The sequence below is a fragment of the Pseudomonas viridiflava genome (assembly GCF_001642795.1).
GTDB lineage: Bacteria > Pseudomonadota > Gammaproteobacteria > Pseudomonadales > Pseudomonadaceae > Aquipseudomonas > Aquipseudomonas viridiflava.
Map to the genome: position 1 here is coordinate 188403 of NZ_LKEH01000019.1, position 25039 is coordinate 213441.

At 58.8% G+C, this 25039-nt stretch carries 27 protein-coding genes; 24 read left to right on the plus strand and 3 right to left on the minus strand.

Translation table 11 applies throughout. From position 1 onward, the window contains the following. Positions 1-7 precede the first annotated feature (7 nt). The gene (gene secF, locus AO065_RS07170; RefSeq protein WP_004878723.1) at positions 8-919 is read left to right on the plus strand and encodes a protein translocase subunit SecF; all 912 of its coding nucleotides are present in this window, start codon (positions 8-10) and stop codon (positions 917-919) included. Between the two features lie 110 nt (positions 920-1029). Next, positions 1030-1569 carry a glycine zipper 2TM domain-containing protein gene (locus tag AO065_RS07175; RefSeq protein ID WP_004878725.1) on the plus strand — a complete coding sequence of 180 codons (540 nt, stop codon included), beginning with the start codon at positions 1030-1032 and terminating at the stop codon, positions 1567-1569. A 63-nt stretch (positions 1570-1632) separates the two neighbouring features. On the opposite strand, the gene suhB is transcribed toward AO065_RS07175, so the two are convergent. Continuing rightward, positions 1633-2448: a type III secretion system regulator SuhB gene (gene suhB / locus AO065_RS07180; RefSeq protein ID WP_004878727.1), complete on the minus strand. Its 816-nt coding sequence runs from the start codon at positions 2446-2448 to the stop codon at positions 1633-1635. 215 nt (positions 2449-2663) lie between these two features. Between suhB and trmJ the strand changes: the two genes are divergently transcribed. The 22 genes from trmJ (at position 2664) to AO065_RS07290 (ending at position 21856) form a co-directional block, all read left to right on the plus strand. Next, entirely contained in the window at positions 2664-3431 is a 768-nt protein-coding gene (gene trmJ / locus AO065_RS07185; RefSeq protein ID WP_004878729.1) for a tRNA (cytosine(32)/uridine(32)-2'-O)-methyltransferase TrmJ, read from the plus strand. Continuing rightward, positions 3431-4219 (plus strand): serine O-acetyltransferase, encoded by a 789-nt coding sequence (cysE, locus tag AO065_RS07190; RefSeq protein WP_004878731.1) that lies wholly within the window; start codon positions 3431-3433, stop codon positions 4217-4219. Before trmJ ends, cysE begins: the two co-directional genes overlap by 1 nt. 158 nt (positions 4220-4377) lie before the next feature. Further along, positions 4378-4869 carry a Fe-S cluster assembly transcriptional regulator IscR gene (iscR, locus tag AO065_RS07195; protein WP_004878734.1) on the plus strand — a complete coding sequence of 164 codons (492 nt, stop codon included), beginning with the start codon at positions 4378-4380 and terminating at the stop codon, positions 4867-4869. A 44-nt stretch (positions 4870-4913) separates the two neighbouring features. Continuing rightward, positions 4914-6128 carry an IscS subfamily cysteine desulfurase gene (locus tag AO065_RS07200; RefSeq protein ID WP_004878736.1) on the plus strand — a complete coding sequence of 405 codons (1215 nt, stop codon included), beginning with the start codon at positions 4914-4916 and terminating at the stop codon, positions 6126-6128. Positions 6129-6214: 86 nt separating this feature from the next. Continuing rightward, a complete protein-coding gene (iscU, locus tag AO065_RS07205; RefSeq protein WP_003380603.1) occupies positions 6215-6601 on the plus strand; it encodes a Fe-S cluster assembly scaffold IscU in 387 nt (128 codons plus the stop codon). A gap of 34 nt (positions 6602-6635) precedes the next feature. Further along, entirely contained in the window at positions 6636-6959 is a 324-nt protein-coding gene (gene iscA, locus AO065_RS07210) for an iron-sulfur cluster assembly protein IscA (protein WP_003365093.1), read from the plus strand. Positions 6960-6969: 10 nt separating this feature from the next. Next, positions 6970-7491 carry a co-chaperone HscB gene (gene hscB / locus AO065_RS07215; protein WP_004878740.1) on the plus strand — a complete coding sequence of 174 codons (522 nt, stop codon included), beginning with the start codon at positions 6970-6972 and terminating at the stop codon, positions 7489-7491. Positions 7492-7537: 46 nt separating this feature from the next. Then, positions 7538-9403 (plus strand): Fe-S protein assembly chaperone HscA, encoded by a 1866-nt coding sequence (gene hscA / locus AO065_RS07220; RefSeq protein WP_004878741.1) that lies wholly within the window; start codon positions 7538-7540, stop codon positions 9401-9403. Continuing rightward, positions 9403-9744: an ISC system 2Fe-2S type ferredoxin gene (gene fdx / locus AO065_RS07225; protein WP_004878743.1), complete on the plus strand. Its 342-nt coding sequence runs from the start codon at positions 9403-9405 to the stop codon at positions 9742-9744. The genes hscA and fdx overlap by 1 nt, the downstream gene beginning before the upstream one ends. A 14-nt stretch (positions 9745-9758) precedes the next feature. Continuing rightward, on the plus strand, positions 9759-9959 hold the full coding sequence (iscX, locus tag AO065_RS07230; protein WP_004878745.1) for a Fe-S cluster assembly protein IscX: 201 nt from the start codon (positions 9759-9761) through the stop codon (positions 9957-9959). A 96-nt stretch (positions 9960-10055) separates the two neighbouring features. Next, positions 10056-10481 carry a nucleoside-diphosphate kinase gene (gene ndk / locus AO065_RS07235; protein ID WP_002552482.1) on the plus strand — a complete coding sequence of 142 codons (426 nt, stop codon included), beginning with the start codon at positions 10056-10058 and terminating at the stop codon, positions 10479-10481. 31 nt (positions 10482-10512) lie between these two features. Then, entirely contained in the window at positions 10513-11661 is a 1149-nt protein-coding gene (gene rlmN, locus AO065_RS07240) for a dual-specificity RNA methyltransferase RlmN (RefSeq protein ID WP_004878747.1), read from the plus strand. A 38-nt stretch (positions 11662-11699) separates the two neighbouring features. Next, entirely contained in the window at positions 11700-12458 is a 759-nt protein-coding gene (gene pilW, locus AO065_RS07245) for a type IV pilus biogenesis/stability protein PilW (protein ID WP_004878749.1), read from the plus strand. After that, complete coding sequence (locus AO065_RS07250; RefSeq protein WP_032650116.1) at positions 12458-13459, plus strand: RodZ domain-containing protein; 1002 nt, start codon at positions 12458-12460, stop codon at positions 13457-13459. Before pilW ends, AO065_RS07250 begins: the two co-directional genes overlap by 1 nt. Positions 13460-13462: 3 nt before the next feature. Further along, on the plus strand, positions 13463-14572 hold the full coding sequence (gene ispG / locus AO065_RS07255) for a flavodoxin-dependent (E)-4-hydroxy-3-methylbut-2-enyl-diphosphate synthase (RefSeq protein WP_004878752.1): 1110 nt from the start codon (positions 13463-13465) through the stop codon (positions 14570-14572). Between the two features lie 22 nt (positions 14573-14594). After that, positions 14595-15884 (plus strand): histidine--tRNA ligase, encoded by a 1290-nt coding sequence (gene hisS, locus AO065_RS07260; RefSeq protein ID WP_004878755.1) that lies wholly within the window; start codon positions 14595-14597, stop codon positions 15882-15884. A gap of 39 nt (positions 15885-15923) precedes the next feature. Then, a complete protein-coding gene (locus AO065_RS07265) occupies positions 15924-16565 on the plus strand; it encodes a tetratricopeptide repeat protein (RefSeq protein ID WP_004878756.1) in 642 nt (213 codons plus the stop codon). Further along, entirely contained in the window at positions 16558-17709 is a 1152-nt protein-coding gene (gene bamB / locus AO065_RS07270; RefSeq protein ID WP_032650118.1) for an outer membrane protein assembly factor BamB, read from the plus strand. Before AO065_RS07265 ends, bamB begins: the two co-directional genes overlap by 8 nt. Before the next feature lie 140 nt (positions 17710-17849). After that, positions 17850-19319, plus strand: a complete 1470-nt coding sequence (gene der, locus AO065_RS07275) for a ribosome biogenesis GTPase Der (RefSeq protein WP_004878760.1) — start codon at positions 17850-17852, stop codon at positions 19317-19319. A 120-nt stretch (positions 19320-19439) separates the two neighbouring features. Next, entirely contained in the window at positions 19440-20588 is a 1149-nt protein-coding gene (locus AO065_RS07280) for a pyridoxal phosphate-dependent aminotransferase (protein ID WP_004878762.1), read from the plus strand. Beyond that, entirely contained in the window at positions 20576-21367 is a 792-nt protein-coding gene (locus tag AO065_RS07285) for an amidohydrolase (protein WP_004878764.1), read from the plus strand. The genes AO065_RS07280 and AO065_RS07285 overlap by 13 nt, the downstream gene beginning before the upstream one ends. A gap of 57 nt (positions 21368-21424) precedes the next feature. Continuing rightward, positions 21425-21856, plus strand: coding sequence for a hypothetical protein (locus tag AO065_RS07290; protein ID WP_004878766.1), 432 nt, complete (start codon positions 21425-21427; stop codon positions 21854-21856). 92 nt (positions 21857-21948) lie between these two features. On the opposite strand, the gene AO065_RS07295 is transcribed toward AO065_RS07290, so the two are convergent. Next, positions 21949-22818, minus strand: coding sequence for an isocitrate lyase/PEP mutase family protein (locus tag AO065_RS07295; RefSeq protein WP_004878768.1), 870 nt, complete (start codon positions 22816-22818; stop codon positions 21949-21951). 366 nt (positions 22819-23184) lie between these two features. Beyond that, positions 23185-24855 (minus strand): 2-isopropylmalate synthase, encoded by a 1671-nt coding sequence (gene leuA, locus AO065_RS07300; RefSeq protein WP_004878770.1) that lies wholly within the window; start codon positions 24853-24855, stop codon positions 23185-23187. Positions 24856-25039: the final 184 nt, after the last annotated feature.

Sequence of the window (25039 nt, forward strand, 5' to 3'; positions counted from 1 at the left end):
GGCTGCCATGAAACGTACCATCAACTTCATGGGCGTTCGCAACGTTGCGTTCGCCATTACCATGCTCCTTACCGCACTGGCGTTATTCAGCTGGTTCCATAAAGGGCTTAACTTTGGTCTGGACTTTACCGGCGGTACGCTCATCGAGCTGACCTACGAGCGTCCGGCCGATCTGGGCAAGGTCCGTCAGGAACTGGTTCAGGCCGGTTATCACGAAGCCGTTGTACAGAGCTTCGGTGCCACAACAGACCTGCTGGTGCGCATGCCGGGTGAAGACCCTCAACTGGGCACTCAGGTTGCTGAAGCGCTGCGCAAGTCGGGTGCTGACAACCCGGCAGTGGTCAAACGCGTCGAGTTTGTCGGTCCTCAGGTAGGTGAAGAACTGCGTGACCAGGGCGGTATCGGCATGCTGCTGGCGCTCGGTGGCGTACTGATCTATCTGGCGTTCCGCTTTCAATGGAAGTTTGCGGTCGGTGCCATCGTTTCGCTGATCCACGACGTGGTCGTGACGATGGGTATCCTGTCGTTCTTCCAGATCACCTTCGACCTGACGGTGCTGGCGGCGGTGCTGGCGATCATCGGCTACTCGTTGAACGACACCATTGTGGTATTCGACCGGGTTCGCGAGAACTTCCGTCTGCTGCGCAAGGCGTCGTTGATCGAGAACATCAACATCTCCACCACCCAGACGCTGCTGCGCACCATGGCGACATCGATCTCCACGCTGCTGGCAATCGTTGCGCTGTGGGTGTTCGGTGGTGACAGCCTGGAAGGCTTCTCCATCGCGTTGTTCATCGGTGTGCTGGCGGGTACCTACTCGTCGATCTACATCGCCAACGTGGTGCTGATCTGGCTGAACCTGACCACCGAAGATCTCATTCCTCCGGTCGTGGTCGAGAAGGCGGATGATCTGCCCTGATAGCCAGTTGTCATAAAAAAGGCGCGAGTGATGAACTCGCGCCTTTTTTTATGCTCCAAGGCTAGGCATTGCGCAGTCATGCTGCGTTTCGATTGGGTCAGGAGGTTCACGTGAACAAGTCTATGCTTGTTGGTGTTGTATTAGGTGCTGCTGTAGTAACTGCTGGCGGTGCCGTTGCCACCTATAGCCTGGTCAAGGGTGGTCCTGAGTATGCGGACGTATTGGCTGTAGAGCCGATCAACCAGCAGATCAAAACTCCCCGCGAAGTTTGCAAGGACGTAACCGTTACCCGTCAGGCGCCGGTCAAGGACCAGCACCAGATCGTGGGTAGCGTCATCGGTGCTGTAGCCGGCGGTTTGCTGGGTAATCAGATCGGTGGTGGTAACGGCAAGAAGATCGCAACCGTTGCAGGTGCGGTCGGTGGTGGTTATGCCGGTAACAAGGTTCAGGAAGGCATGCAGGAGCGTGACACTTACACCACGACGCAGAACCGTTGCACAACAGTCAACGACGTGAGCGACAAGGTTGTAGGCTACAACGTGAAGTACAAGTTGAATGAGAAAGTGGGTCAGGTCCGTATGGAGCGTGATCCAGGCAATCAGATTCCTGTCGACAAGAACGGTCAGCTGATTCTGGGTCAGGCCCAGTAAGTCAGCCGAGCTTCTGCAAGGCATAAAAAAACCGGCTTTCGCCGGTTTTTTTACGTCTGTCGCTTAACGCTTGAGCGAAGGCGGCAGGTGCGGTGCGATTGCAGTCAGCACGGCTTTGAAGCACTTGGTGTTACCGGCAACGATGTGGCCTTTTTCCAGGAAGTCATGACCGCCTGTGAAGTCGCTGACCAGACCGCCCGCTTCCTGAATCAGCAGTGCGCCTGCAGCGATGTCCCACTCGGACAGACCCGACTCCCAGAATGCGTCGAAACGACCGGCTGCGACATAGGCGAGGTCCAGGCTGGCGGCACCTGCGCGGCGGATGCCTGCGGTCTGGCCAACCAGGCTGCGGAACATGCCCAGGTAGTTTTCGAGATTGTCCATCTGGTTGTCGCGGAATGGGAAGCCGGTGCCCAGCAGCGCGCCTTCAAGGCTCTTGCGCTGGCTGACACGCAGACGACGACCGTTCAGGGCAGCGCCACGGCCACGGCTGGCGGTGAATTCTTCCTGGCGGACGGGATCAAGGACGACAGCGTGTTCGAGACGACCACGGTATTTGCAGGCGATGCTGACCGCGAAGTGCGGGATGCCGCGAACGAAGTTGGTGGTGCCGTCCAGTGGGTCGATGATCCACAGGTAGTCGGTACCTTCGCCGCTGCCTTCGTGCATGCCGCTTTCTTCACCCAGGATGCCGTGGGTCGGGTAGGCTTTGCGCAGAGCGGTGATGATGCTCTGCTCGGCAGCACGGTCGATCTCTGAGACGTAGTCTTTGGCTTCTTTTTCGTCGACCTTGATGGTATCCAAGCGCTCGATGGAGCGGAAAATCAATTCGCTGGCGCTGCGGGCGGCGCGCAGCGCGATATTCAGCATGGGCTGCATGGACAATTCACCTAAGGTTGTTAAAGAGAGCCGGCCATTCTATTGGGTGCGTCGAATTATTTCCAGCCTTGCGTTGTAACGGTTGTCGGGTTCAAGCCCATTTCTGATCACGGCTCCGAGTGCTCAAAGGCTGCCCGGCTTGAATAGGTTCATAGCGTTAGTCCGGGCGTTTCTGTAAGATTTGCCCCCCTAATTCGCGTCAGTGAGCGTTCGCTTTGTTGCAGAACATTCGTGTTGTCCTGGTCGGCACTACCCATCCCGGAAATATCGGCGGGGCGGCTCGCGCCATGAAAAACATGGGGCTTTCGCGCCTGGTGCTGGTCGATCCGCGGATCTTCCCTTCACCTGATGCCGACGCCCGTGCCTCAGGTGCCACTGATATTCTGGAAGGCGCGCAGGTGGTCGCCACGCTGGAAGAGGCGCTGACGGGTTGCCGTCTGGTGCTCGGCACCAGTGCCCGTGATCGCAGTCTGCCGTGGCCGATGCTGGACCCTCGCGCTTCAGGCGTGAAGGTTGTCGAGCAGGCCGGGCAGGGCGCCGAGGTGGCGCTGGTCTTCGGTCGCGAGCACGCAGGCCTGACCAACGAAGAGCTGCAACGTTGTCACTTCCATGTGCACATCCCTTCCGACCCCGGCTTCAGCTCGTTGAATCTGGCCGCTGCCGTGCAGGTGCTCAGCTATGAAGTGCGTATGTCCTGGCTGGCGGCTTCCGAGCAGCCCGCTCATGACGAGCCCTCGAAAATGGCGCACAACGCCGAGCTGGCGACCATGGATGAAATGGAGGGCTTTTATGGCCATCTTGAAGCCACGCTGGTGGCGATCGGTTTCCTTGATCCCGAAAAGCCGCGTCACCTGATGGCGCGCCTGCGCAGGCTTTTTGGCCGCAGCGAAGTGGAGCATTCCGAGCTCAGCATCCTTCGCGGGATCCTGACCGAAACCCAGAAAGCTGCGCGCGGTGAACCCTACAAGCGGAAGGATCAGTGATGTTCGAGCGTCTGCGAGAAGATATTCAAAGTGTGTTCCATCGTGACCCGGCCGCGCGCAATGCTTTCGATGTGCTGACCTGCTATCCGGGCATGCACGCTATCTGGCTGCACCGCTTCGCGCACATTCTGTGGGGCAAGGGCTGGAAATGGCCGGCTCGCGTGGTCTCCAATTTCGGTCGCTGGATGACCGGAATCGAAATTCATCCGGGGGCGCGCATCGGTCGCCGCTTCTTCATCGACCATGGCATGGGCATCGTCATCGGTGAAACCGCCGAGATCGGCAATGACGTGACGCTGTATCAGGGCGTGACTCTGGGCGGGACCAGCTGGAACGCAGGCAAGCGTCACCCGACGCTGGAAGACGGCGTAGTGGTGGGTGCGGGCGCTAAGGTGCTAGGCCCGTTCACCGTCGGTGCCGGCGCCAAGATCGGTTCCAACGCGGTCGTGACCAAGGCTGTGCCAGCAGGCGCGACGGCGGTGGGTATTCCGGGTCGCATCATCGTCAAGTCGGACGATGAGACCGAAGCCAAGCGCAAGGCAATGGCCGAGAAGCTGGGTTTCGATGCCTATGGCGTCAGTGCCGATATGCCGGACCCGGTCGCACGGGCCATCGGCCAGTTGCTCGATCACCTGCAGGCTGTGGACGGTCGTCTCGAGGATATGTGCGGCGCGCTCAGTCGGCTGGGTAGCGATTACTGCGCCAAGGATCTTCCGGAGCTTCGCGACGAGGTCTTCGACTGCGTCAAGGATAAGCGCGAAGAGCCGCTGGAAAATAAGATCGGCTAGGCAGGGCAGGGGTTTGGGGCGTGTCATTGCGCCGCACCTTTGCTATGATGCAGCCCGCACTTTTTGCTAAACCCGACTGTTTTACTCGGTCTAATAGTTGACTCATTTACTCGGGAATAGCATACTCACGCTCATTCCGATCCTCTGCGGTACACGCCATGCGACTGACTACAAAAGGCCGATACGCTGTAACAGCCATGCTTGACCTGGCCTTGCACGCGCAGAACGGGCCAGTGTCTCTGGCCGATATCTCCGAGCGACAGGGCATTTCCCTGTCTTATCTCGAGCAGCTGTTCGCCAAGCTTCGCCGCGGCAATCTGGTTTCCAGTGTCCGTGGCCCTGGTGGCGGTTATCAGCTTTCTCGCGACATGAAAGGTATCCAGGTGGCGCAGGTCGTCGATGCTGTCAATGAGTCGGTCGATGCCACGCGCTGTCAGGGGTTGGGTGATTGCCACGCTGGCGACACCTGTCTCACTCACCATTTGTGGTGCGACCTGAGCCAGCAGATTCACGAATTTCTAAGCGGTATCAGCTTGGCGGATCTTGTCACTCGCCGTGAGGTACAAGAAGTCGCCCAGCGCCAGGATATGCGCCGTAGCCATTGCAATACGTCGCAACTGGGTAAGATTGAAACGTCCGCCGTTGAATGAACGCAGATGAATGAGCGGTGCGCCTGCCTGATAGGAGAGCTTCAATGAAATTGCCGATTTACCTCGATTACTCCGCGACGACCCCGGTCGATCCGCGCGTCGCGCAGAAAATGATCGATTGCCTGACAGTCGAAGGAAACTTCGGCAATCCGGCTTCGCGCTCCCACGTCTTTGGCTGGAAAGCCGAAGAAGCGGTCGAGAATGCCCGCCGTCAGGTCGCCGACCTGGTCAACGCCGACCCGCGTGAAATCGTCTGGACTTCCGGTGCCACCGAGTCCAACAACCTCGCGATCAAGGGCGTTGCGCACTTTTACGCCAGCAAGGGCAAGCACATCATCACCTCCAAGGTCGAGCACAAGGCTGTCCTGGACACCACGCGCCAGCTGGAGCGTGAAGGTTTTGAAGTGACGTACATCGAGCCGGGCGAAGACGGTCTGATCACCCCTGCCATGATCGAAGCTGCACTGCGTGACGACACCATCGTGGTCTCGATCATGCACGTGAACAACGAGATCGGCACCATCAACGACATCGCGGCGATCGGTGAACTGACCCGTTCGCGTGGCGTGCTGTTCCACGTTGACGGTGCTCAATCGACCGGCAAGGTTGAAATCGATCTGGCCAGCCTCAAGGTTGACCTCATGTCGTTCTCTGCCCACAAGACCTATGGTCCGAAGGGCATTGGCGCGCTGTACGTGAGCCGCAAGCCACGTGTTCGTCTGGAAGCTGCCATGCACGGCGGCGGTCACGAACGTGGCATGCGTTCCGGTACGCTGGCGACCCACCAGATCGTTGGTATGGGTGAAGCCTTCCGTATCGCCAAGGAAGAAATGGCCGCTGAAAACGTGCGTATCAAAGCGCTGAGCGACCGTTTCTACAAGCAGGTCGAGAATCTGGAAGAACTTTACGTGAACGGCAGTCTGACTGCCCGCGTACCGCACAACCTGAACCTGAGCTTCAACTACGTTGAAGGCGAGTCGCTGATCATGGCGCTCAAGGATCTGGCGGTATCGTCCGGTTCGGCCTGTACGTCTGCATCGCTGGAGCCTTCGTATGTACTGCGCGCTCTGGGCCGCAACGACGAACTGGCACACAGCTCGATCCGTTTCACCTTCGGCCGTTTCACCACCGAAGAAGAAATCGATTACGCCGCGCAGAAAGTCTGCGAGGCCGTTACCAAGCTGCGGACACTTTCGCCGCTGTGGGACATGTTCAAAGACGGCGTCGATATCTCCAAGATCGAGTGGGCGGCGCACTAATTTAAAGTCGCCTCCAACACAGGTCGTGGTCGGCATCTGCCGCCACGACCTGAAGAGCGGCTCCCTGATGTGAGAGGAATAGAATCATGGCTTACAGCGAAAAGGTCATCGACCACTACGAGAATCCGCGCAACGTCGGCAAGATGAACGCGGAAGATCCTGATGTTGGCACCGGCATGGTCGGCGCTCCGGCGTGCGGCGACGTGATGCGTCTGCAGATCAAGGTCAACGAGCACGGCGTTATCGAAGACGCCAAGTTCAAGACCTATGGCTGCGGTTCGGCAATCGCTTCCAGCTCCCTGGCAACCGAGTGGATGAAAGGCAAGACTCTGGATGAAGCAGAGACCATCAAGAACACTCAGCTGGCTGAAGAGCTGGCACTGCCTCCGGTAAAGATTCACTGCTCCGTGCTCGCAGAAGACGCCATCAAGGCGGCGGTTCGCGATTACAAGCAGAAGAAAGGTCTGCTGTAAGCAGCCCTTTTTCAGAAACGCGTAAGGAGTTCCGATGGCTATCAGCATGACAGAAGCTGCCGCTAACCACGTACGACGTTCCCTCGAGGGACGTGGCAAGGGTGATGGCGTTCGTCTGGGTGTTCGCACCACAGGCTGTTCAGGTCTTGCCTATGTGCTCGAGTTCGTCGATGAGGCGGCCAGCGAAGACACCGTCTTCGAGATGCACGGCGTGAAGGTGATTATCGACCCGAAAAGCTTGGTCTATCTCGATGGCACCGAGCTCGACTTCGTTCGGGAAGGGTTGAACGAAGGCTTCAAGTTCAACAACCCCAATTCGCGCGGCGAGTGCGGCTGCGGCGAAAGCTTCAACGTCTGAGGCTTTTATTGTGGGTACTCCCTGTCACTTCGCCCTGTTCGAGCTCAAGCCTGATTTTCAGCTTGATCTTGATCAGTTGGCGACGCGTTATCGCGAATTGGCGCGTGGCGTCCATCCAGACCGTTTTGCCGACGCTTCCGAGCGGGAGCAACGTACGGCGCTGGAGCGTTCCGCCAGTCTCAACGAAGCCTATCAGACCCTCAAGAGCCCGCCGAAAAGGGCACGTTACCTGTTGGCCATGAATGGCAATGAGGTACCGCTTGAGGTCACCGTGCACGATCCGGACTTTCTTCTGCAGCAGATGCAGTGGCGCGAAGAACTCGAAGATCTGCAGGATGAAGCTGATCTCGCCGGGGTCGCGACGTTCAAACGTCGGCTCAAGGTGGCTCAGGATGAACTGAATCAGAGCTTTGCTGCCTGTTGGAATGACGCTGCACAGCGCGAGCACGCCGAAAGGCTGATGCGGCGCATGCAGTTTCTCGACAAGCTTTCTCACGAAGTGCGCCAGTTAGAAGAGCGCCTCGACGATTAACCCCGTGCTGCCCTGGCCGCACGCCCAGTGATTATTCTGAATACGCATGGCCTTACTGCAGATCGCCGAACCCGGCCTCAGTCCTCAACCGCATCAGCGCCGTCTGGCTGTGGGGATCGACTTGGGCACCACCAACTCTCTGGTTGCTGCAGTGCGCAGCGGCCTGTCCGAGCCACTGGCCGACGCAGAAGGTCAGGTCATCCTGCCCTCTGCCGTTCGCTATCACGCCGATCGGGTCGAAGTGGGGCAGTCGGCGAAAGTCGCCGCTTCCCAGGATCCGTTCAACACCGTGCTCTCGGTCAAGCGGCTGATGGGGCGTGGGCTGACCGACGTCAAGCAACTGGGTGAGCAACTGCCTTACCGCTTCGTCGACGGCGAGTCGCACATGCCGTTCATTGAGACCGTCCAGGGGCCTAAAAGCCCGGTGGAAGTCTCTGCCGACATTCTCAAGGTGCTGCGTCAGCGAGCTGAAGAAGCGCTGGGCGGCGAGCTGGTCGGTGCGGTGATCACAGTTCCTGCCTATTTCGATGACGCTCAGCGTCAGGCCACCAAGGATGCTGCCAAGCTGGCAGGTCTTAACGTGTTACGCCTGCTCAACGAGCCGACGGCTGCTGCAGTCGCCTACGGTCTGGACCAGAAAGCCGAAGGCGTGGTCGCGATTTATGACCTGGGTGGCGGCACGTTTGATATCTCCATCCTACGTCTGACGGGGGGCGTCTTCGAGGTGCTGGCAACTGGCGGCGACACTGCGCTGGGCGGCGATGATTTCGACCACGCGATTGCCAGCTGGATTGTTGCCGAAGCCGGCCTTTCCGCCGACCTTGCGCCTTCTGCCCAGCGCAGCCTGCTGCAGGCAGCGTGCGCAGCCAAGGAAGCGCTGACCGATGCCGACGTCGTTGACGTGACCTACGGCGACTGGAAGGCCGTGCTGACTCGCGAAGCGCTGAACGCGATGATCGAGCCAATGGTTGCCCGCAGCCTGAAAGCCTGCCGCCGCGCCGTGCGTGATACCGGCATCGAGCTTGAAGAAGTCGAAGCGGTCGTCATGGTGGGCGGTTCGACGCGTGTACCGCGTGTCCGTGAAGCCGTTGCCGAACTGTTTGGTCGTCAGCCGCTGACCGAAATCGATCCGGATCAAGTGGTGGCCATCGGGGCCGCGATCCAGGCCGATACACTGGCAGGCAACAAGCGCGACGGTGAAGAATTGCTGCTGCTCGACGTGATTCCGCTCTCGCTGGGGCTGGAAACCATGGGCGGGCTGATGGAGAAGGTCATTCCGCGCAACACCACGATTCCTGTTGCGCGCGGTCAGGACTTCACCACGTACAAAGATGGCCAGACGGCCATGATGATTCATGTGCTGCAGGGCGAGCGAGAGCTGATCAGCGATTGCCGTTCTCTGGCGCGCTTCGAACTGCGCGGTATTCCACCGATGGTGGCGGGCGCGGCGAAGATCCGCGTCACCTTTCAGGTGGACGCCGATGGTCTGCTGAGTGTTTCGGCGCGCGAACTGGGTTCGGGCATCGAAGCTAGCATCCAGGTTAAGCCGTCGTATGGCCTGACCGACGGTGAAATCACCCGCATGCTCAAGGATTCCTTCGCCTACGCCGGTGACGACAAGGTCGCCCGCGTATTGCGTGAGCATCAGGTTGATGCCGAGCGCCTGCTTGAAGCGGTGCAGGGCGCGCTGGATGCCGATGGTGAGCGTCTTCTCGATGAAGAAGAACTTTTGGTAATCAACCTGCAGATGGACGAACTACGCGAATTGATGAAAGGCACCGATGGACATGCCATCGAGCAACAGACCAAGCGTCTGTCGCAAGTGACCGATGCATTTGCCGCCCGCCGCCTGGATTCGACGGTGAAAGCCGCACTGGCCGGACGCAACCTGAATGAGATTGAGGATAACTGATGCCGCAGGTGATTTTTCTGCCCCACGCCGAGCACTGCCCGGACGGGCTGGTTGTAGAAGTTGAACCCGGTATATCCATCCTCGAGCTTGCTCACGAGCATCACATCGAGATCGAAAGCGCCTGTGGCGGCGTGTGCGCCTGCACGACCTGTCACTGCGTCATTCGCCAGGGCTTCAGCTCGCTGAAAGAAGCCGACGAGCTGGAAGAGGACATGCTCGACAAAGCCTGGGGCCTTGAGCCGCAATCGCGTCTATCCTGTCAGGCAATTGTCGGCACCGAAGACCTGACCGTCGAAATACCCAAATATTCGCTCAACCACGCTGCCGAAGCGCCGCACTGATTCAAGGAACGCTCATGAGTCTCAAATGGGTCGATGTGCAGGAAATCGCTATCCAGCTGGCCGAAAAGTATCCGGAAACGGATCCTTTTTCACTGAATTTCGTCAAGCTGCGCGATCTCGTCATGGCGCTTCCCGGCTTTGACGATGAGAAGGATCGGGGCGGGGAGAAAGTCCTCGAGGCGATCCAGACCACGTGGGAAGAAGAGCGCGATTGACGTTCAGTTACTTACGCAGTTAGGCAATACACCAGAACCCGCGTATAATTCGCGGGTTTAATTTTTCGCTTCAATCACTGTTTCTGGAGTTTCACCATGGCTGTTCAACGTACTTTCTCCATCATCAAGCCTGACGCCGTTGCAAAGAACGTAATCGGCGAGATCACCACTCGTTTCGAAAAAGCCGGTCTGCGCGTTGTTGCTTCCAAGCTGAAGCAGCTGTCCAAGGCCGAAGCTGAAGGTTTCTACGCTGAGCACAGCGCTCGTGGTTTCTTCGGCGACCTGGTTGCGTTCATGATCTCCGGTCCGGTTGTCGTTCAGGTTCTGGAAGGCGAAAACGCTATCGCTCTGAACCGCGAGCTGATGGGCGCTACCAACCCTAAAGAAGCTGCTGCCGGCACCATCCGCGCTGACTTCGCTGATTCCATCGACGCCAACGCTGTTCACGGTTCCGATTCCGAAGCAGCCGCTGCTCGTGAAATCTCGTACTTCTTCGCAGCTACCGAGGTAACCGCTCGCTAAGTCTTGCGACTATCGAGTGAAGGGTGAATTCATGATTGCATCGACTGGTAAAACCAACCTGCTGGGTCTGACTCAGCTGGAAATGGAGAAATTCTTCGACTCTATCGGGGAGAAGCGCTTCCGTGCCGGTCAGGTCATGAAGTGGATTCACCACTTTGGCGTCGATGATTTCGACGCCATGACGAACGTCAGCAAGGCTTTGCGCGAAAAGCTCAAGGCCTGTGCCGAAGTTCGGGGTCCTGAAGTCGTCAGCGAGGACATTTCGAGCGATGGCACCCGTAAATGGGTGGTGCGCGTCGAGTCCGGCAGCTGCGTCGAGACCGTCTATATTCCGCAAGGCAAGCGCGGCACTCTGTGCGTGTCTTCCCAGGCGGGCTGTGCCCTGGATTGCAGTTTCTGCTCCACCGGCAAGCAAGGCTTCAACAGCAACCTCACCGCCGCCGAAGTTATCGGTCAGGTGTGGATTGCCAACAAATCCTTTGGCAGTGTCCCGGCAACCGTCGACCGTGCAATCACTAACGTGGTGATGATGGGCATGGGTGAGCCATTGCTGAACTTCGACAATGTCATCGCCGCCATGCATCTGATGATGGATGACCTGGGGTATGGCATTTCCAAGCGCCGGGTGACCCTGTCCACCTCAGGTGTGGTGCCGATGATCGACGAGCTGTCCAAGCACATCGATGTATCGCTGGCCCTGTCGTTGCACGCGCCCAATGATGCGCTGCGCAACCAGCTGGTGCCGATCAACAAGAAATACCCGCTGAAAATGCTGCTCGAATCCTGCCGTCGCTACATGTCGAACCTGGGTGAAAAGCGTGTGCTCACCATCGAGTACACCATGCTCAAGGACATCAATGACAAGGTCGAGCACGCCGTTGAAATGATCGAGTTGCTCAAGGACACGCCTTGCAAGATCAACCTGATCCCGTTCAACCCGTTCCCGCACTCCGGTTACGAGCGTCCGAGCAATAATGCGATCCGTCGTTTCCAGGACCTGTTGCATCAGGCTGGCTATAACGTCACTGTGCGTACCACGCGTGGCGAAGACATCGATGCCGCTTGCGGCCAGTTGGTCGGCCAGGTGATGGATCGCACGCGTCGTAGTGAACGCTATATCGCAGTGCGAGAGTTGAGTGTCGAGGCCGATTCAGTGCCAGGCGCGGCGACCCGAACCTGACTGCCCAAACGAACGCGAAACTGACCAAGAGGGACTTCATGTCTGTGCGCGCCCCGTTGCTGCTGTGTGTTGTCATGTTGCTCGTGGGCTGCGTATCAACCGGCAATGTCAATCCGCTCTCGACCTCCCAGGGACGTGAAGAAGCGCGCAAGGCATACGTTCAGCTCGGAATCGGCTATCTGCAGCAAGGCCAGACCGAACGCGCCAAGGTGCCGTTGAAGAAGGCGCTTGAGCTGGATAGTTCGGATGCCGGGGCCAACGCGGCGCTTGCACTGGTCTTTCAGGCCGAAATGGAACCTGAACTCGCCGACCAGTACTTTCGCAAGGCGCTGTCGGCAAGCCGCAACGACACTCGCATCGTCAACAATTACGGCAGTTTCCTCTACGAGCAGAAGCGCTACAAGGAAGCCTATGAGCGTTTCGAGCAGGCGGCCGCCGATAACCTATATCCTGAGCGTTCGCGGGTGTTCGAAAGCCTGGGCATGACCTCGATCAAGCTGGGCAATCGCGAGCAGGCCCGAGAGCATTTCACCAAGGCCCTGCGGCTGGACAACCAGCAGCCGCGTGCGTTGCTGGAAATGGCTGAGTTGTCTTACGAAGACGGGCATTATGTGCCGGCACGTGACTATTACGATCGTTTTAGCCAGCTGAGCGAGCAAAATGCACGTAGTCTATTGCTCGGTACGCGGTTGGCTAAAGTGTATGAAGACCGCAACAAGGCAGCCAGTTTTGGTCTGCAATTAAAAAGACTCTATCCCGGTACGCCGGAATATCAGCAATACCTGTCGGAGCAATGATGAAAGCGGCGCATCCCGAAGTTGTAGCAACCACCCGCGTGAATCCTGGAGAAACCCTGCGCCAGGTTCGCGAGAGCAAAAACTGGTCGCTGCCAGATGTGGCTTTGAGGCTGAACCTCACCGTGACTTCACTGAGTCATCTGGAGAACGGGAACTTTGAAAAGCTGCCTGGGCACACCTTCGCCCGGGGGTATGTACGTGCCTATGCGAAACTGCTGGAGCTGGATCAGGCCGCGATGGTCGAGCAGTTCGATCAGTTCACCGGCACCGACGGCAAGGGCAGCCCTGTTCACGCCCTGGGTCGCATCGAAGAGCCGGTGCGCCTGTCGCACAATATCCTGCGTATCGTCAGCCTGCTGCTGCTGATCGCGCTGATCGGTGGCGGTTTCTTCTGGTGGCAGGACCAGGCCTCGATGCGCGGCAAGGATCTTTCGGGGCTCAACCTTGAGCACGTCGAAGTCGAAAGCGCTGACGGCACCACCCAGATTCACCCGCTGGACGAGCCCGAGGACCAGGCGGTCGTCGAAAACCAGTCAACCGGCGAGACGTCATTGCCGTTGAATATCGGTACGCCGTCCACGCAAACCCAGAGCGCTGCGCCTGAAGTCTCGGCTCCTGCCGTTACAGCGCCTGCGCACACGCAAGCACCTGCCACTGCAACGCCGCCGGCCGCATCGGCTCAGACTCCTGCAGTAGCGCCATCCGTTCCGTCCATGCCGACTACACCAACTGCCGAGCAGATTGCTCCTGTCATGCCCGGTGCAGGTCAGGTCAACGTGCAATTCACGGCCGATTGCTGGACTCAGGTGACAGACGGTAATGGCAAGGTGCTGGTCAGCGGTCTCAAGCGCAAGGGCGAGAGCCTTGACGTCAACGGCAAGCCGCCGCTGACCCTGCGTCTGGGCTTCGCCCGCGGTGCGCAAGTCAGCTACAACGGTCAGCCTGTAGACGTGGCACCTTTTACCAGCGGCGAGACTGCTCGCCTGAAACTAGGTCAATAAGTCATGCACGGCGAATCCCCGATCAAGCGTCGCGAATCCCGAAAAATATGGGTTGGTTCTGTTCCTGTCGGCGGCGACGCCCCGATTGCAGTGCAGAGCATGACCAACAGTGACACCAACGATGTGGCGGCCACGGTCGCTCAGATCAATCGGCTGGAAGCGGCCGGTGTCGACATCGTGCGGGTCTCGGTACCGGACATGGACGCGGCCGAAGCGTTCGGCCGTATCAAGCAGCTGGTAAAAGTCCCGCTGGTGGCCGACATCCACTTCGACTACAGGATCGCATTGCGCGTAGCCGAACTGGGCGTCGATTGCCTGCGCATCAACCCCGGCAACATCGGTCGTGAAGACCGGGTCCGTGCCGTGGTCGATGCCGCGCGTGATCGCGGCATCCCGATCCGCATCGGCGTGAACGCCGGTTCTCTGGAAAAAGACCTGCAGAAGAAGTACGGCGAGCCCACGCCCGCTGCGCTGGTCGAGTCCGCGTTGCGTCACGTCGAGCACCTGGAGCGGTTGAATTTCCCGGACTTCAAGGTCAGCGTGAAGGCCTCCGACGTGTTCATGGCCGTCGAAGCTTATCGCCTCCTGGCCAAGGAAATTGTCCAGCCACTGCACCTGGGTATCACCGAAGCCGGTGGATTGCGTTCAGGCACAGTGAAATCGGCCGTCGGCCTAGGTATGCTGCTCGCCGAAGGAATTGGCGATACTATCCGCATCTCGCTGGCCGCTGATCCGGTCGAAGAGGTTAAGGTCGGTTACGACATTCTCAAATCGTTGCGCCTTCGTTCCCGTGGCATCAACTTCATCGCCTGCCCGAGCTGCTCGCGGCAGAACTTCGATGTGGTCAAGACCATGAACGAGCTGGAAGGTCGTCTCGAGGATTTGCTGGTGCCGCTGGATGTTGCGGTCATCGGTTGTGTGGTCAACGGTCCTGGCGAAGCCAAGGAGGCGCATATCGGCCTCACGGGCGGTACGCCGAACCTGATCTACATCGATGGCAAGCCTGCGCAGAAGCTGACCAATGACAATCTTGTGGATGAGCTGGAACGCTTGATCCGCAAGAAAGCGGCTGAAAAGGCCGAAGCCGACGCCTCGGTCATCGTGCGCGGCTAACCCGTATTGCTAAGGATTTTTTGTGAGTAAGTCTCTGCAAGCCATTCGTGGCATGAACGACATCCTGCCTGAGCAGACGCCGCTGTGGCGTCACTTCGAAGGTACTGTCTCGCGCCTGCTCGATAACTATGGTTATCGCCAGATTCGCATGCCTATCGTCGAATTTACCGACCTGTTCAAGCGTTCCATCGGCGAAGTCACCGATATCGTCGAGAAAGAGATGTACACCTTTGCCGATCGCAACGGTGACTCGCTGACCCTGCGCCCTGAAGGCACGGCGGCGTGCGTGCGTGCAGTGCTCGAGCATGGCATCACGGGTGGCGGCCAGGTTCAGAAGCTTTGGTACATCGGGCCGATGTTTCGTCACGAGCGTCCGCAGAAAGGCCGTTATCGCCAGTTTCACCAGATCGGCGTGGAAGTCTTCAATCTCGACGGCCCGGACATCGATGCCGAACTGATCGTCATGACCTGGCGCCTATGGGGCATGCTGGGTATTCGCAACGCGGTCAAGCTCGAGCTCAACAGCCTGGGCACCAGCGAAGCCCGTGCACGCTATCGCGAGGCGCTGGTGGAGTTTCTGTCGGCACGCCTCGACCAACTGGACGAAGACAGCCAGCGCCGTCTGAAAACCAATCCGCTGCGCGTGCTCGACACCAAGCATCCCGAGACTCAGGCCGTGTTGGTGGACGCGCCGAAGCTGGCCGATTATCTCGATGAAGAATCCCGCGTTCACTTCGAAGGCCTAAAGGCCCGTCTGGACGCTGCCGGTATTCCTTACGTGATCAATCCCAAGCTGGTGCGCGGGCTGGATTACTACAGCAAGACCGTTTTCGAATGGGTTACCGATCAACTGGGTGCTCAGGGCACTGTCTGTGCGGGCGGTCGTTACGATGGTCTGGTCGAGCAGATGGGTGGCAAGCCGACAGCAGGTGTTGGCTTTGCAATGGGCATAGAGCGTCTGGTGCTGCTGCTGGAAACCCTGGAGCAGATCCCGGAAGAAATCTCCCGCCAGGTCGATGTGTACCTCTGCGCATTCGGCGAAGCTGCCGAACTGGCCGGGCTGACGCTTGCCGAGCAGGTCCGCGATCGTCTGCCGAACCTGCGTCTGCAGGTCAATGCCGGTGCCGGAAGTTTCAAGAGCCAGTTCAAGAAAGCCGACAAGAGCGGCGCGCTGTATGCTCTGATCCTCGGCGACGAAGAGCTCGCCCAGAAGATCATTGGCGTCAAACCCCTGCGTGGTCAGGGTGAACAACAAAATATTGCCTGGGACGCTCTGTCAGAGCACCTGGCCTCCTGCGTCGTGCAGGGTTGAAGCTGATTAACAGCCGTTTTAGCGAATAGGAGTATTGGGGTGTCGAGTTCTGAAGATGATGAGCTGGCGGGAGTCAAGGACTGGTGGCAGCGCAACGGCAAACCCCTGGTTGCAGGTGGCCTGCTCGCGCTGATCGTGGTCCTGGGCTGGCAGTTCTGGCAGAGATATCAGGCTAATCAGTCGCAAGGCGCCTCGATGCTCTACCAGCAGTTGCTCGAAACCGCACTGACGCCAAGTGGCCAGGCAGACACCACGCGTGTCGCCGAAATCTCCGGCAAGCTGAAAAGCGAATACGGCGGCACCACTTATGCGCAGTACGGCAGTCTTTTCGTCGCCAAGGTGGCGGTGGATACCGGTAAACTCGACGACGCAGCAGCAGAGCTGAAAGTGGTTGCCGACAAGCCTGCCAACGAAACGCTGGGTGAAATTGCCCGTCAGCGTCTGGCACGAGTGCTGGCTGCACAGAACAAGGCTGATGATGCGCTGAAACTGCTGGACGGCGACGCTGAAAAGTCGTTCCTGGCCAGCCGTGAAGAACTCAAGGGTGACCTGCTGGTTCAGCTGGGTCGTACCGACGAGGCACATGCTGCATACCAAAAGGCCAAATCCGCTCTGTCTGAAGAGGCAGCGGTCGGTGGTCTGCAAATGAAGCTCGACGATCTGGCGAAAGGGGATGCGTGACGTGATTCGTTGGAAACATGCAGCATTGCTGGCTCTGGCCATTCTGGCCGCGGGTTGCAGCAGCAACAGCAAGAAAGAACTGCCGCCTGCCGAGCTGACTGACTTCAAGGAAGAAGTGGTCCTGCAAAAGCAGTGGAGCCGCTCCATCGGTGACGGTCAGGGCAAGACGTACAACATGCTGGTTCCGGCCATCGACGGGGATCGCATCTATGCGGCCGACGTCACGGGCGAAATCGTTTCGCTGGATCGCCTGACCGGCGACGTGATCTGGAAGAAAGATCTCGAGCTGCCGGTCTCCGGCGCGGTGGGCGTAGGTTACGGCCTGGTGATGATCGGCACCCTCAAGGGTGAAGTCGTTGCCATGGACGCCATCACCGGCGAAGAAAAATGGCGCGCTCGCGTAAGCAGCGAAGTGCTGGCCCCGCCTGCCACCAACGGCAGTGTTGTCGTGGTTCAGACCCAGGATGATCGCGTGGTCGGCTTCGATGCCTCCACCGGTTCCCAGCTCTGGATCTACGAAAGCACGCCTGCGGTACTGACTTTGCGCGGTACAGGCGCTCCTTTGGCGACCAACCGTCTTGCGGTGGCCGGTCTGTCCACGGGCAAGGTTGTTGCGCTGGATATCACTAACGGCGTGCCGATCTGGGAGCAGCGTGTAGCGGTTCCACAGGGTCGTTCGGAACTGGACCGTGTGGTCGATATCGACGGCGGTCTGCTGCTGTCCGGCGGTACACTGTACGTCGCGACCTATCAGGGTCGTGTTGCAGGTCTGGAACTGGAAAGCGGTCGTGTGCTCTGGCAGCGTGACGCGTCGAGCTACTCGGGCGTTGCCCAGGGCTTCGGCAGCGTTTACGCCACCCTGGCTTCCGGCACCGTCGAAGGTATCGATGAGCGTTCTTCCTCCGCACTGTGGAGCAACGAATCTCTGGCACGCCGTCAACTGGGCGCGCCGGAAGTGTATTCCAGCTACATCGCGGTCGGCGACATGGAAGGCTATCTCCACCTGTTGAGCCAGGTAGATGGTCGTTTCGTGGGTCGTCAGCGTATCGACAGCGACGGCCTGCGTGCTCGTCCGCTGGTGGTTGGTGACATGATTTACGTGTATGGCAACAGCGGCAAACTGGAAGCCCTGACCATCAAGTAATGATTGACGAAGCCAGAGGCCCAAGGCCTCTGGCGACCTTGCTCAGGCAAGGCTGCGGTGCCCTCGGGCGCCGCTCCGAACTCCGGCCGCTGCCCTGCAGCGGCTTTTGTATTTTCTGAAATAACGAAGTGGAGAGCCTAATGGTTCCCGTAATCGCCCTGGTGGGTCGACCGAACGTCGGCAAGTCCACCATGTTCAACCGCCTGACCAGGACCCGCGACGCCATTGTCGGCGATCTGTCCGGTCTTACCCGTGATCGCCAATACGGAGAGGCGAAGTGGCAGGGGCGCTCCTACATTCTGATCGACACCGGCGGTATCTCCGGTGACGAGCATGGCATGGACGAAAAGATGGCAGAGCAGTCGCTGCTGGCCATTGAAGAAGCCGATGTGGTGCTGTTTCTGGTAGACGCCCGTGCAGGCTATACCGCTGCCGATCAGATGATTGGCGAGCACCTGCGCAAACGTAACAAGCGTTCCTACGTGGTCGCCAACAAGATCGATAACATCGACGAGAACCTGGCCCGTGCCGAGTTCAGCCCGATGGGTCTGGGTGACGCCATTCCGGTGGCCGGCGCTCATGGCCGCGGCATCTCGCAGATGCTGGAAATCGCCCTGCGCGAATTCCCGCGCGATGAAGACGACCAGGAAGACGCCGAAGTCGAAGAAGTCGCCGAAGGTCAGGAAGCCAAGCGCATTCCCGGCCCCAGCGAAAAGGACGGCATCAAGATCGCGATTATTGGTCGCCCCAACGTCGGCAAGTCGACGCTGGTCAACCGTATGCTCGGTGAAGACCGGGTTATCGTCTATGACGAGCCGGGCACCACGCGCGACAGTATCTACATTCCCTTCGAGCGTAACGAAGAGAAGTACACGCTGATCGACACTGCGGGTGTGCGCAAGCGCGGCAAGATCCACGAGGAAGTTGAAAAGTTCTCGGTGGTCAAGACGCTGCAGGCCATCAAGGACGCCAACGTGGTGATCTTCGTGATGGATGCCCGCGAGGGTGTCGTCGATCACGACCTCAACCTGTTGGGCTTTGCGCTGGAAGCTGGTCGCGCACTGGTTATCGCACTGAACAAGTGGGACGGCATGACGCCGGGCGAGCGTGACTACGTGAAGGTCGAACTGGAGCGTCGTCTGTTCTTCGTCGACTTCGCGGACATTCACTTCATCTCCGCCCTGCACGGCACGGGCGTGGGCAACCTGTATCAGTCGGTACAGAACTCGTTCAAGTCGGCAGTGACCCGCTGGCCGACCAGCCGCCTGACCCAGATTCTCGAAGACGCCGTCAGCGAGCACGCGCCGCCCATGGTCGGCAGCCGCCGCATCAAGCTGCGTTACGCTCACTTGGGTGGCGCCAACCCGCCGCTGATCGTGATTCACGGTAACCAGGTCGAGAAGGTCCCGAAATCCTACGTCCGTTACCTGGAAAATACCTATCGTCGTGTGCTCAAGCTGGTCGGTACGCCGATCCGTATCGAGTTCAAGGGCGGCGAGAACCCGTACGAAGGCAACAAGAACACGCTCACTGACCGTCAGGTCAACAAGAAGCGTCGGATGATGTCGCACCACAAGAAAGCCGACAAGAAGCGCCGCGACAAGCGCTGAATCGTCTGTAGGAAATGTACGAAAAAGGCACCTCTGGTGCCTTTTTTTATGCGCGCTCCATGGGCTATCCTGCCTGACCCGTGCCGCCGTGGTGCCGGGGGATTGCAGGGAAAGGGCTCCATGATCGACAGCAAGCTGCCTAATGTGGGCACCACCATTTTCACCGTCATGTCTCAACTGGCTGCCGAAACCGGCGCCATCAACCTGTCTCAGGGCTTTCCCGATTTCGATGGCCCGCAGGCGCTGCGCGATGCGGTGTGCCGTCATGTCATGCAGGGTCACAATCAGTATTCACCGATGACCGGTCTGCCCGCGCTTCGTCAGCAGGTCGCGGCCAAGATCGCCCGCAGCTATGGGCGCACCGTCAGCCCGGAGACTGAAATTACCATCACGCCCGGCGCGACCCAGGGCATCTTCTGTGCGATCCAGACGGTCATCCGTCCCGGCGACGAAGTGATCATTTTCGATCCGTGCTACGACAGCTACGAGCCTGCGGTCGAACTGGCGGGCGGGCGCTGCGTCCACGTGCAGTTGGGGCTTGATGATTTTTCCATCGACTGGCAGAAACTTACCGACGCGCTCAGCCCGCGCACCCGAATGATCGTCATCAACAGCCCGCACAACCCAAGCGGTGCGTTGATCAGTCGTGCCGAACTGGATCGGCTGGCCGCGCTGATTGCGGATCGGGATATCTATCTGCTCAGTGACGAGGTGTACGAACATCTGGTCTTCGACGGCCAGCGACACGTAAGCGTGCTGGATCATGAAGAGCTTTATCAGCGGGCGTTTGTTGTGAGTTCGTTCGGCAAGACCTATCACGTCACTGGCTGGAAAACCGGCTATGTGGTCGCGCCGCCTGCGTTGACCTCCGAGATGCGCAAGGTCCACCAGTACGTAAGCTTCTGCGGCGTGACCCCTCTGCAATTCGCGCTGGCCGACTTCATGGCTGAACACCCTGAGCATGTTGATGAACTGCCGGCGTTTTATCAGGCCAAGCGCGACTATTTCTGCGATCAGCTGCAAGCGTCACGCTTCGCGTTCAAGCCGGTCGGCGGCACCTATTTCCAGTTGGTGGACTATTCGCAGATTCGTCCGGACCTCAATGATGTCGACATGGCGCTGTGGATGACCCGCGAGCATGGCGTGGCCAGCATCCCAATCTCCGTGTTCTATCAACGTCCGCCTGAAGGACAGCGATTGATCCGTTTGTGCTTCGCCAAGCAAGAGGAGACGCTGCGTCTGGCAGCGGAAAAACTATGCGCGATCTGAGTCAGTTGCCGAACCTGAACCTTGCCTTGATCCAGACCACACTGGTCTGGCATGACCGGGACGCCAATCTCCAGCACTTCGAATCGCTGCTCAGCCAGGCGAAGGGCGCCGATCTGGTGATCCTGCCGGAGATGTTCACCACCGGATTCTCGATGGAGTCCGAAGCGCTGGCGGAGCCCGAGGCGGGACCGACATCCGAGTGGCTGCTGCAGCAAGCCAGGCGAATCAATGCAGTGATCACTGGCAGTGTGATCATTCGTACGGCCGATGGCAGTCATCGCAACCGTCTGCTGTGGGCGCGCCCGGATGGCGAGCTGCTGCATTACGACAAGCGCCATTTGTTTCGCATGGCCGGGGAACATGAACATTACACGCCCGGCGAACGTCAGGTGATGTTTGAACTCAAGGGATGGCGCATTCGTCCGCTGATTTGCTACGACCTTCGTTTCCCGGTGTGGAGCCGCGACGCTCAGGACACCGATCTGCTGCTGTACACCGCCAACTGGCCGGGCGCCAGACGTTTGCACTGGAACCGGCTGTTGCCTGCCAGGGCGATTGAAAATCTGTGTTATGTGGCGGCAGTGAATAGGATCGGAACCGACGGCAAGGGCTTCGCCTACACAGGCGACAGTCAGGTGCTGGATTTTCAGGGTGAGAGTCTGCTCGGCGCTGGCGAGGCGGATGGGGTGTTCCAGGCAACCCTCAGCGCGGCTGATCTTCAGGCCTATCGCACGCGTTTCCCGGCAGGATTGGACGCTGATTCATTTATTATCAATTAAATGCTTCAGAATGTTACGAGTCGGCCGATACCGTTCGCAGACAATCAGGAGATCGCCATGGTTACCATCAATACGTCCACGCTGAGCGCTTACCCGAACTCGCTGTCGTTAACAGTCAAGAATCAGGACGCGCAGACAGCTATTGCTACTGCCACCACGGACGATGATAAGAAGACCACGGAAGTGAATCTGGAAGGTGCCAAAGCAAACGGTGCGTCCGACGGCGGCAGCGTTGGTGGCTCCAGCAAAAGTGCGCTCGATTCAACCAAAGACAAAATCAAAGAGATGATCAAGCTGGCTCAGAAGCAGTTGGCTGAGCAGCAGGCTCAACTGGCTGCTGTTCAGGCCAGCCAAGGCACGCCTGACGAAAAGGCGATGAGGGCGATGGCTATCCAGACGCAGATCATGGCGACCAGCTCCAACCTGCAGACTCTTCAAGGTGCGTTGTTGCAGCTTGAGACTGAGGGCGGCGTGAAAACCACTGTCTGAAGCGCGTTTCGTGGATTATTCCACGAAACTCATCTGAAAAAGCCTCCCTTTCTCAACGAGAGGGAGGCTTTTTCAGTTCAGCGCTACGGCGCCTACTCGTTCACGTTCATGAACTTCTTCGCCCACTCGACGTAGTCTTCAGGCTGGGTGTAAGTGTGGGTCAGCTCGGTCGCGCTCATGTTCGAGGTGCTGCCCAGAATCTGCCGCTGCTCGCGCAGGCAGTCATAAGTTGCCTTGATTGCCGCAAAGTACGCCGCATGTCCATGCACGCAGACGCGCACACCCATCTCGGCCAGACGGTCATTGTCGTGCAGCTCAGGATTGCCATAGGTGACCAGCATCAGCGGCACGGTCAAGCCTTCGGAGATCTGCGCCAGGTGATCAAAGTCGCGAATGCCGACGATGGTGATGCCGTCAGCGCCAGCGGCCTGGTACTGCTGCACACGGCTGATAGCTTCCTGAACCGGAATGATCGCTGCGTTGGTGCGGGCGAAGATCGACATTTCAGGATCGACGCGTGCTTCCAGCGCTGCGCGAATCTTGCCGACACCTTCTGCTGTGGAAATCAGGTCCGTCGATTTACGGCCAAACTGCGCGGGCAGCAAGGTGTCTTCAATGGTCAGCGCCGAGATGCCGGCACGTTCCAGTTCAGTGACAGTGCGCATGACGTTAAGGGCGTTGCCGTAACCATGGTCTGCGTCTGCAATGACAGGAAGCTGTGCGACACGGCCGATGCGCGTGGCCTGCTCGACGAATTCGCTGAGCGTGATCAGGGCGAAGTCGGGCGCTGCCAGTACTTGCAGCGAAGCGACCGAACCGCCAAGGATGCCGACTTCAAAGCCAAGATCGGCGGCGATGCGCGCAGACATCGGGTCGAATACCGAGGCGGTGTGATAGCAGGATTTTGACGAGGTCAGCTCACGAAAGCTGCGGCGCAGGTCTTGATGGGAAGCCTTGGGCATAATCGCTCCAAATGTGATTGGATCAGCTCGGCGTTGACGACGCCAAAGCTGTTTTCAATGCACGGAAGGTCTGCCCGTGCATTTTCTTCGTCGGGGAAACAATGCAATAGTCGTCTTGGTTTTTATAGGAAGGTGGAGCGGGCAGGTCAATTGGGACGGGCATCTTCAGCCTATGAATGGCTGTTCGATTCAGGCCGGTCCAAGCCAAGGGCAGCATGCTACCACAGCGTCGAAAAAAAAGATTATGCCGAAACTGACAGGGTCATGCGCACAATGGAATAGCCCTTGAGGGCGCATAGCAGAGGCGGGAACGGGGTGTCGGGTTGAAAGGGCAGCGGATCAGTGTCCGCTGCCACGTTCATTCACTCAGGCTGCTTTGGCTTGCGCCTGGCTCAGCGAGCGGTTCAGCGCGCTGAACAGTGCGCGGAAGCTGGCGGTGGTGATGTTTTCATCGATGCCCACGCCGTGTACCGCCTTGTCACCGTTCACACGCAGCTCGATGTAGGCCGCGGCCTTGGCCGTGGTGCCGGAGCCGATGGCGTGTTCGTTGTAGTCCATGATTTCCACGGCAATCGGCAGACCGGCCACCAGTGCTTCCAGAGCGCCTTTGCCCTTGCCGCGCCAGTGCTGGGTTTCACCATCGACATGCACTTCGGCATCGACCGAGCTGTTGCCGTTCTCTTCCTGCAGCTTGTGGCTGATCAACGCGTAAGGTGTGTTGGCTTGCAGGTATTCACGACGCAGCAACGAGTGGATCTGCTCGGCAGTCATCTCAAGGCCCAGACGGTCTGTTTCACCCTGAACCACTTGGCTGAACTCGATCTGCATGCGGCGAGGCAGCGAGATGCCGTATTCCTGTTCCAGCAGGTAGGTGATGCCACCCTTGCCCGACTGGCTGTTGACGCGAATCACTGCCTCGTAGCTGCGACCGATATCGGCCGGGTCGATCGGCAGGTAAGGCACTTCCCACAACTCGCCTTCCTTCTGCTGAGTGAAGCCCTTGCGGATGGCATCCTGGTGCGAGCCGGAGAAGGCGGTGTGAACCAGGTCGCCCACGTAGGGGTGACGCGGGTGAACCGGAATCTGGTTGCACTCTTCGACGACCTTGCGCACACCGTCGATGTCCGAAAAGTCCAGCTCAGGGTGGATGCCCTGGGTGTAGAGGTTCAAGGCGACGGTGACCAGATCGACGTTACCGGTACGCTCGCCGTTGCCGAACAGGCAGCCTTCGACACGATCCGCACCGGCCATCAGGCCCAGCTCGGTGGCCGCGACGCCGGTGCCACGGTCATTGTGGGTATGGAGGCTGATCAGTACGCTGTCACGGCGCGTGATATGACGGCCAAACCACTCGATCTGGTCGGCATAAATGTTGGGTGTGGCCACTTCAACGGTCGCCGGCAGGTTCAGGATCACCTTGTTCTGCGGCGTCGGGTTCCAGACTTCGATCACCGCGTCGCAGACTTCCTTGGCGAACTCCAGCTCGGTGGCGCTGAAGGTCTCGGGCGAGTACTGAAAGGTCCACTGGGTTTCAGGTTGTTCAGCGGCGTATTTGACGAACAGCTTGGCAGCATTGACTGCGATGTCCTTCACGCCCGCCTTGTCCTGGTTGAACACAATGCGGCGGAACGCCGGGCAGGTCGCGTTGTACAGGTGAACAATGGCTTTTTTGGCCCCTCGCAGCGATTCGAACGTGCGAGCGATCAGGTCTTCACGCGCTTGGGTGAGCACCTGAATGGTGGTGTCATCCGGGATGTGGCCATCTTCGATCAGGGTGCGCACGAAGTCGAAATCAGTCTGCGAAGCGGACGGGAACGAGGCTTCGATTTCCTTGACGCCGACGCTGACCAACGTCTTCCAGAAGCGCAGCTTCTTGGCAGCATCCATAGGCTCGATCAGCGACTGGTTACCGTCACGCAGGTCGGAACTGCACCAGATCGGCGCCGCAGTGATGGTCTTCGAAGGCCAGGTGCGGTCAGGCAGATCAATGGTCGCAAACGCGCGGTACTTGTTCGAGGGATCTTTGAGCATGGTCATGTGAATAGTCCTTTGTACTTATAGGCCGGAAAGAGGCGGCCAACCGTTATCGCTAACTAAGGTCGAGGCACTGCAATCAAGCCCGGCAGTCGTGCACTGACCAGGCTGAGGCACCGATGTTGGCGCAACAGAAATAGGGTTGGAGAGGTTTTCATGAGACCAACCGTAACCATTGGGGTCAACG

What these genes read in the sequence shown, in the direction of transcription:
- iscU (WP_003380603.1), top strand. Translation starts at nt 6,215, where the DNA reads ATGGCTTACAGCGAAAAGGTCATCGACCACTACGAGAATCCGCGCAAC.
- iscA (WP_003365093.1), top strand. Translation starts at nt 6,636, where the DNA reads ATGGCTATCAGCATGACAGAAGCTGCCGCTAACCACGTACGACGTTCC.
- rlmN (WP_004878747.1), top strand. Translation starts at nt 10,513, where the DNA reads ATGATTGCATCGACTGGTAAAACCAACCTGCTGGGTCTGACTCAGCTG.
- bamB (WP_032650118.1), top strand. Translation starts at nt 16,558, where the DNA reads ATGCGTGACGTGATTCGTTGGAAACATGCAGCATTGCTGGCTCTGGCC.
- leuA (WP_004878770.1), bottom strand. Translation starts at nt 24,855, where the DNA reads ATGACCATGCTCAAAGATCCCTCGAACAAGTACCGCGCGTTTGCGACC.
- AO065_RS07290 (WP_004878766.1), top strand. Translation starts at nt 21,425, where the DNA reads ATGGTTACCATCAATACGTCCACGCTGAGCGCTTACCCGAACTCGCTG.
- fdx (WP_004878743.1), top strand. Translation starts at nt 9,403, where the DNA reads ATGCCGCAGGTGATTTTTCTGCCCCACGCCGAGCACTGCCCGGACGGG.
- der (WP_004878760.1), top strand. Translation starts at nt 17,850, where the DNA reads ATGGTTCCCGTAATCGCCCTGGTGGGTCGACCGAACGTCGGCAAGTCC.
- cysE (WP_004878731.1), top strand. Translation starts at nt 3,431, where the DNA reads ATGTTCGAGCGTCTGCGAGAAGATATTCAAAGTGTGTTCCATCGTGAC.
- AO065_RS07250 (WP_032650116.1), top strand. Translation starts at nt 12,458, where the DNA reads ATGAAAGCGGCGCATCCCGAAGTTGTAGCAACCACCCGCGTGAATCCT.
- iscX (WP_004878745.1), top strand. Translation starts at nt 9,759, where the DNA reads ATGAGTCTCAAATGGGTCGATGTGCAGGAAATCGCTATCCAGCTGGCC.
- AO065_RS07280 (WP_004878762.1), top strand. Translation starts at nt 19,440, where the DNA reads ATGATCGACAGCAAGCTGCCTAATGTGGGCACCACCATTTTCACCGTC.
- pilW (WP_004878749.1), top strand. Translation starts at nt 11,700, where the DNA reads ATGTCTGTGCGCGCCCCGTTGCTGCTGTGTGTTGTCATGTTGCTCGTG.
- AO065_RS07200 (WP_004878736.1), top strand. Translation starts at nt 4,914, where the DNA reads ATGAAATTGCCGATTTACCTCGATTACTCCGCGACGACCCCGGTCGAT.
- AO065_RS07295 (WP_004878768.1), bottom strand. Translation starts at nt 22,818, where the DNA reads ATGCCCAAGGCTTCCCATCAAGACCTGCGCCGCAGCTTTCGTGAGCTG.
- suhB (WP_004878727.1), bottom strand. Translation starts at nt 2,448, where the DNA reads ATGCAGCCCATGCTGAATATCGCGCTGCGCGCCGCCCGCAGCGCCAGC.
- AO065_RS07285 (WP_004878764.1), top strand. Translation starts at nt 20,576, where the DNA reads ATGCGCGATCTGAGTCAGTTGCCGAACCTGAACCTTGCCTTGATCCAG.
- secF (WP_004878723.1), top strand. Translation starts at nt 8, where the DNA reads ATGAAACGTACCATCAACTTCATGGGCGTTCGCAACGTTGCGTTCGCC.
- ispG (WP_004878752.1), top strand. Translation starts at nt 13,463, where the DNA reads ATGCACGGCGAATCCCCGATCAAGCGTCGCGAATCCCGAAAAATATGG.
- iscR (WP_004878734.1), top strand. Translation starts at nt 4,378, where the DNA reads ATGCGACTGACTACAAAAGGCCGATACGCTGTAACAGCCATGCTTGAC.
- ndk (WP_002552482.1), top strand. Translation starts at nt 10,056, where the DNA reads ATGGCTGTTCAACGTACTTTCTCCATCATCAAGCCTGACGCCGTTGCA.
- hscA (WP_004878741.1), top strand. Translation starts at nt 7,538, where the DNA reads ATGGCCTTACTGCAGATCGCCGAACCCGGCCTCAGTCCTCAACCGCAT.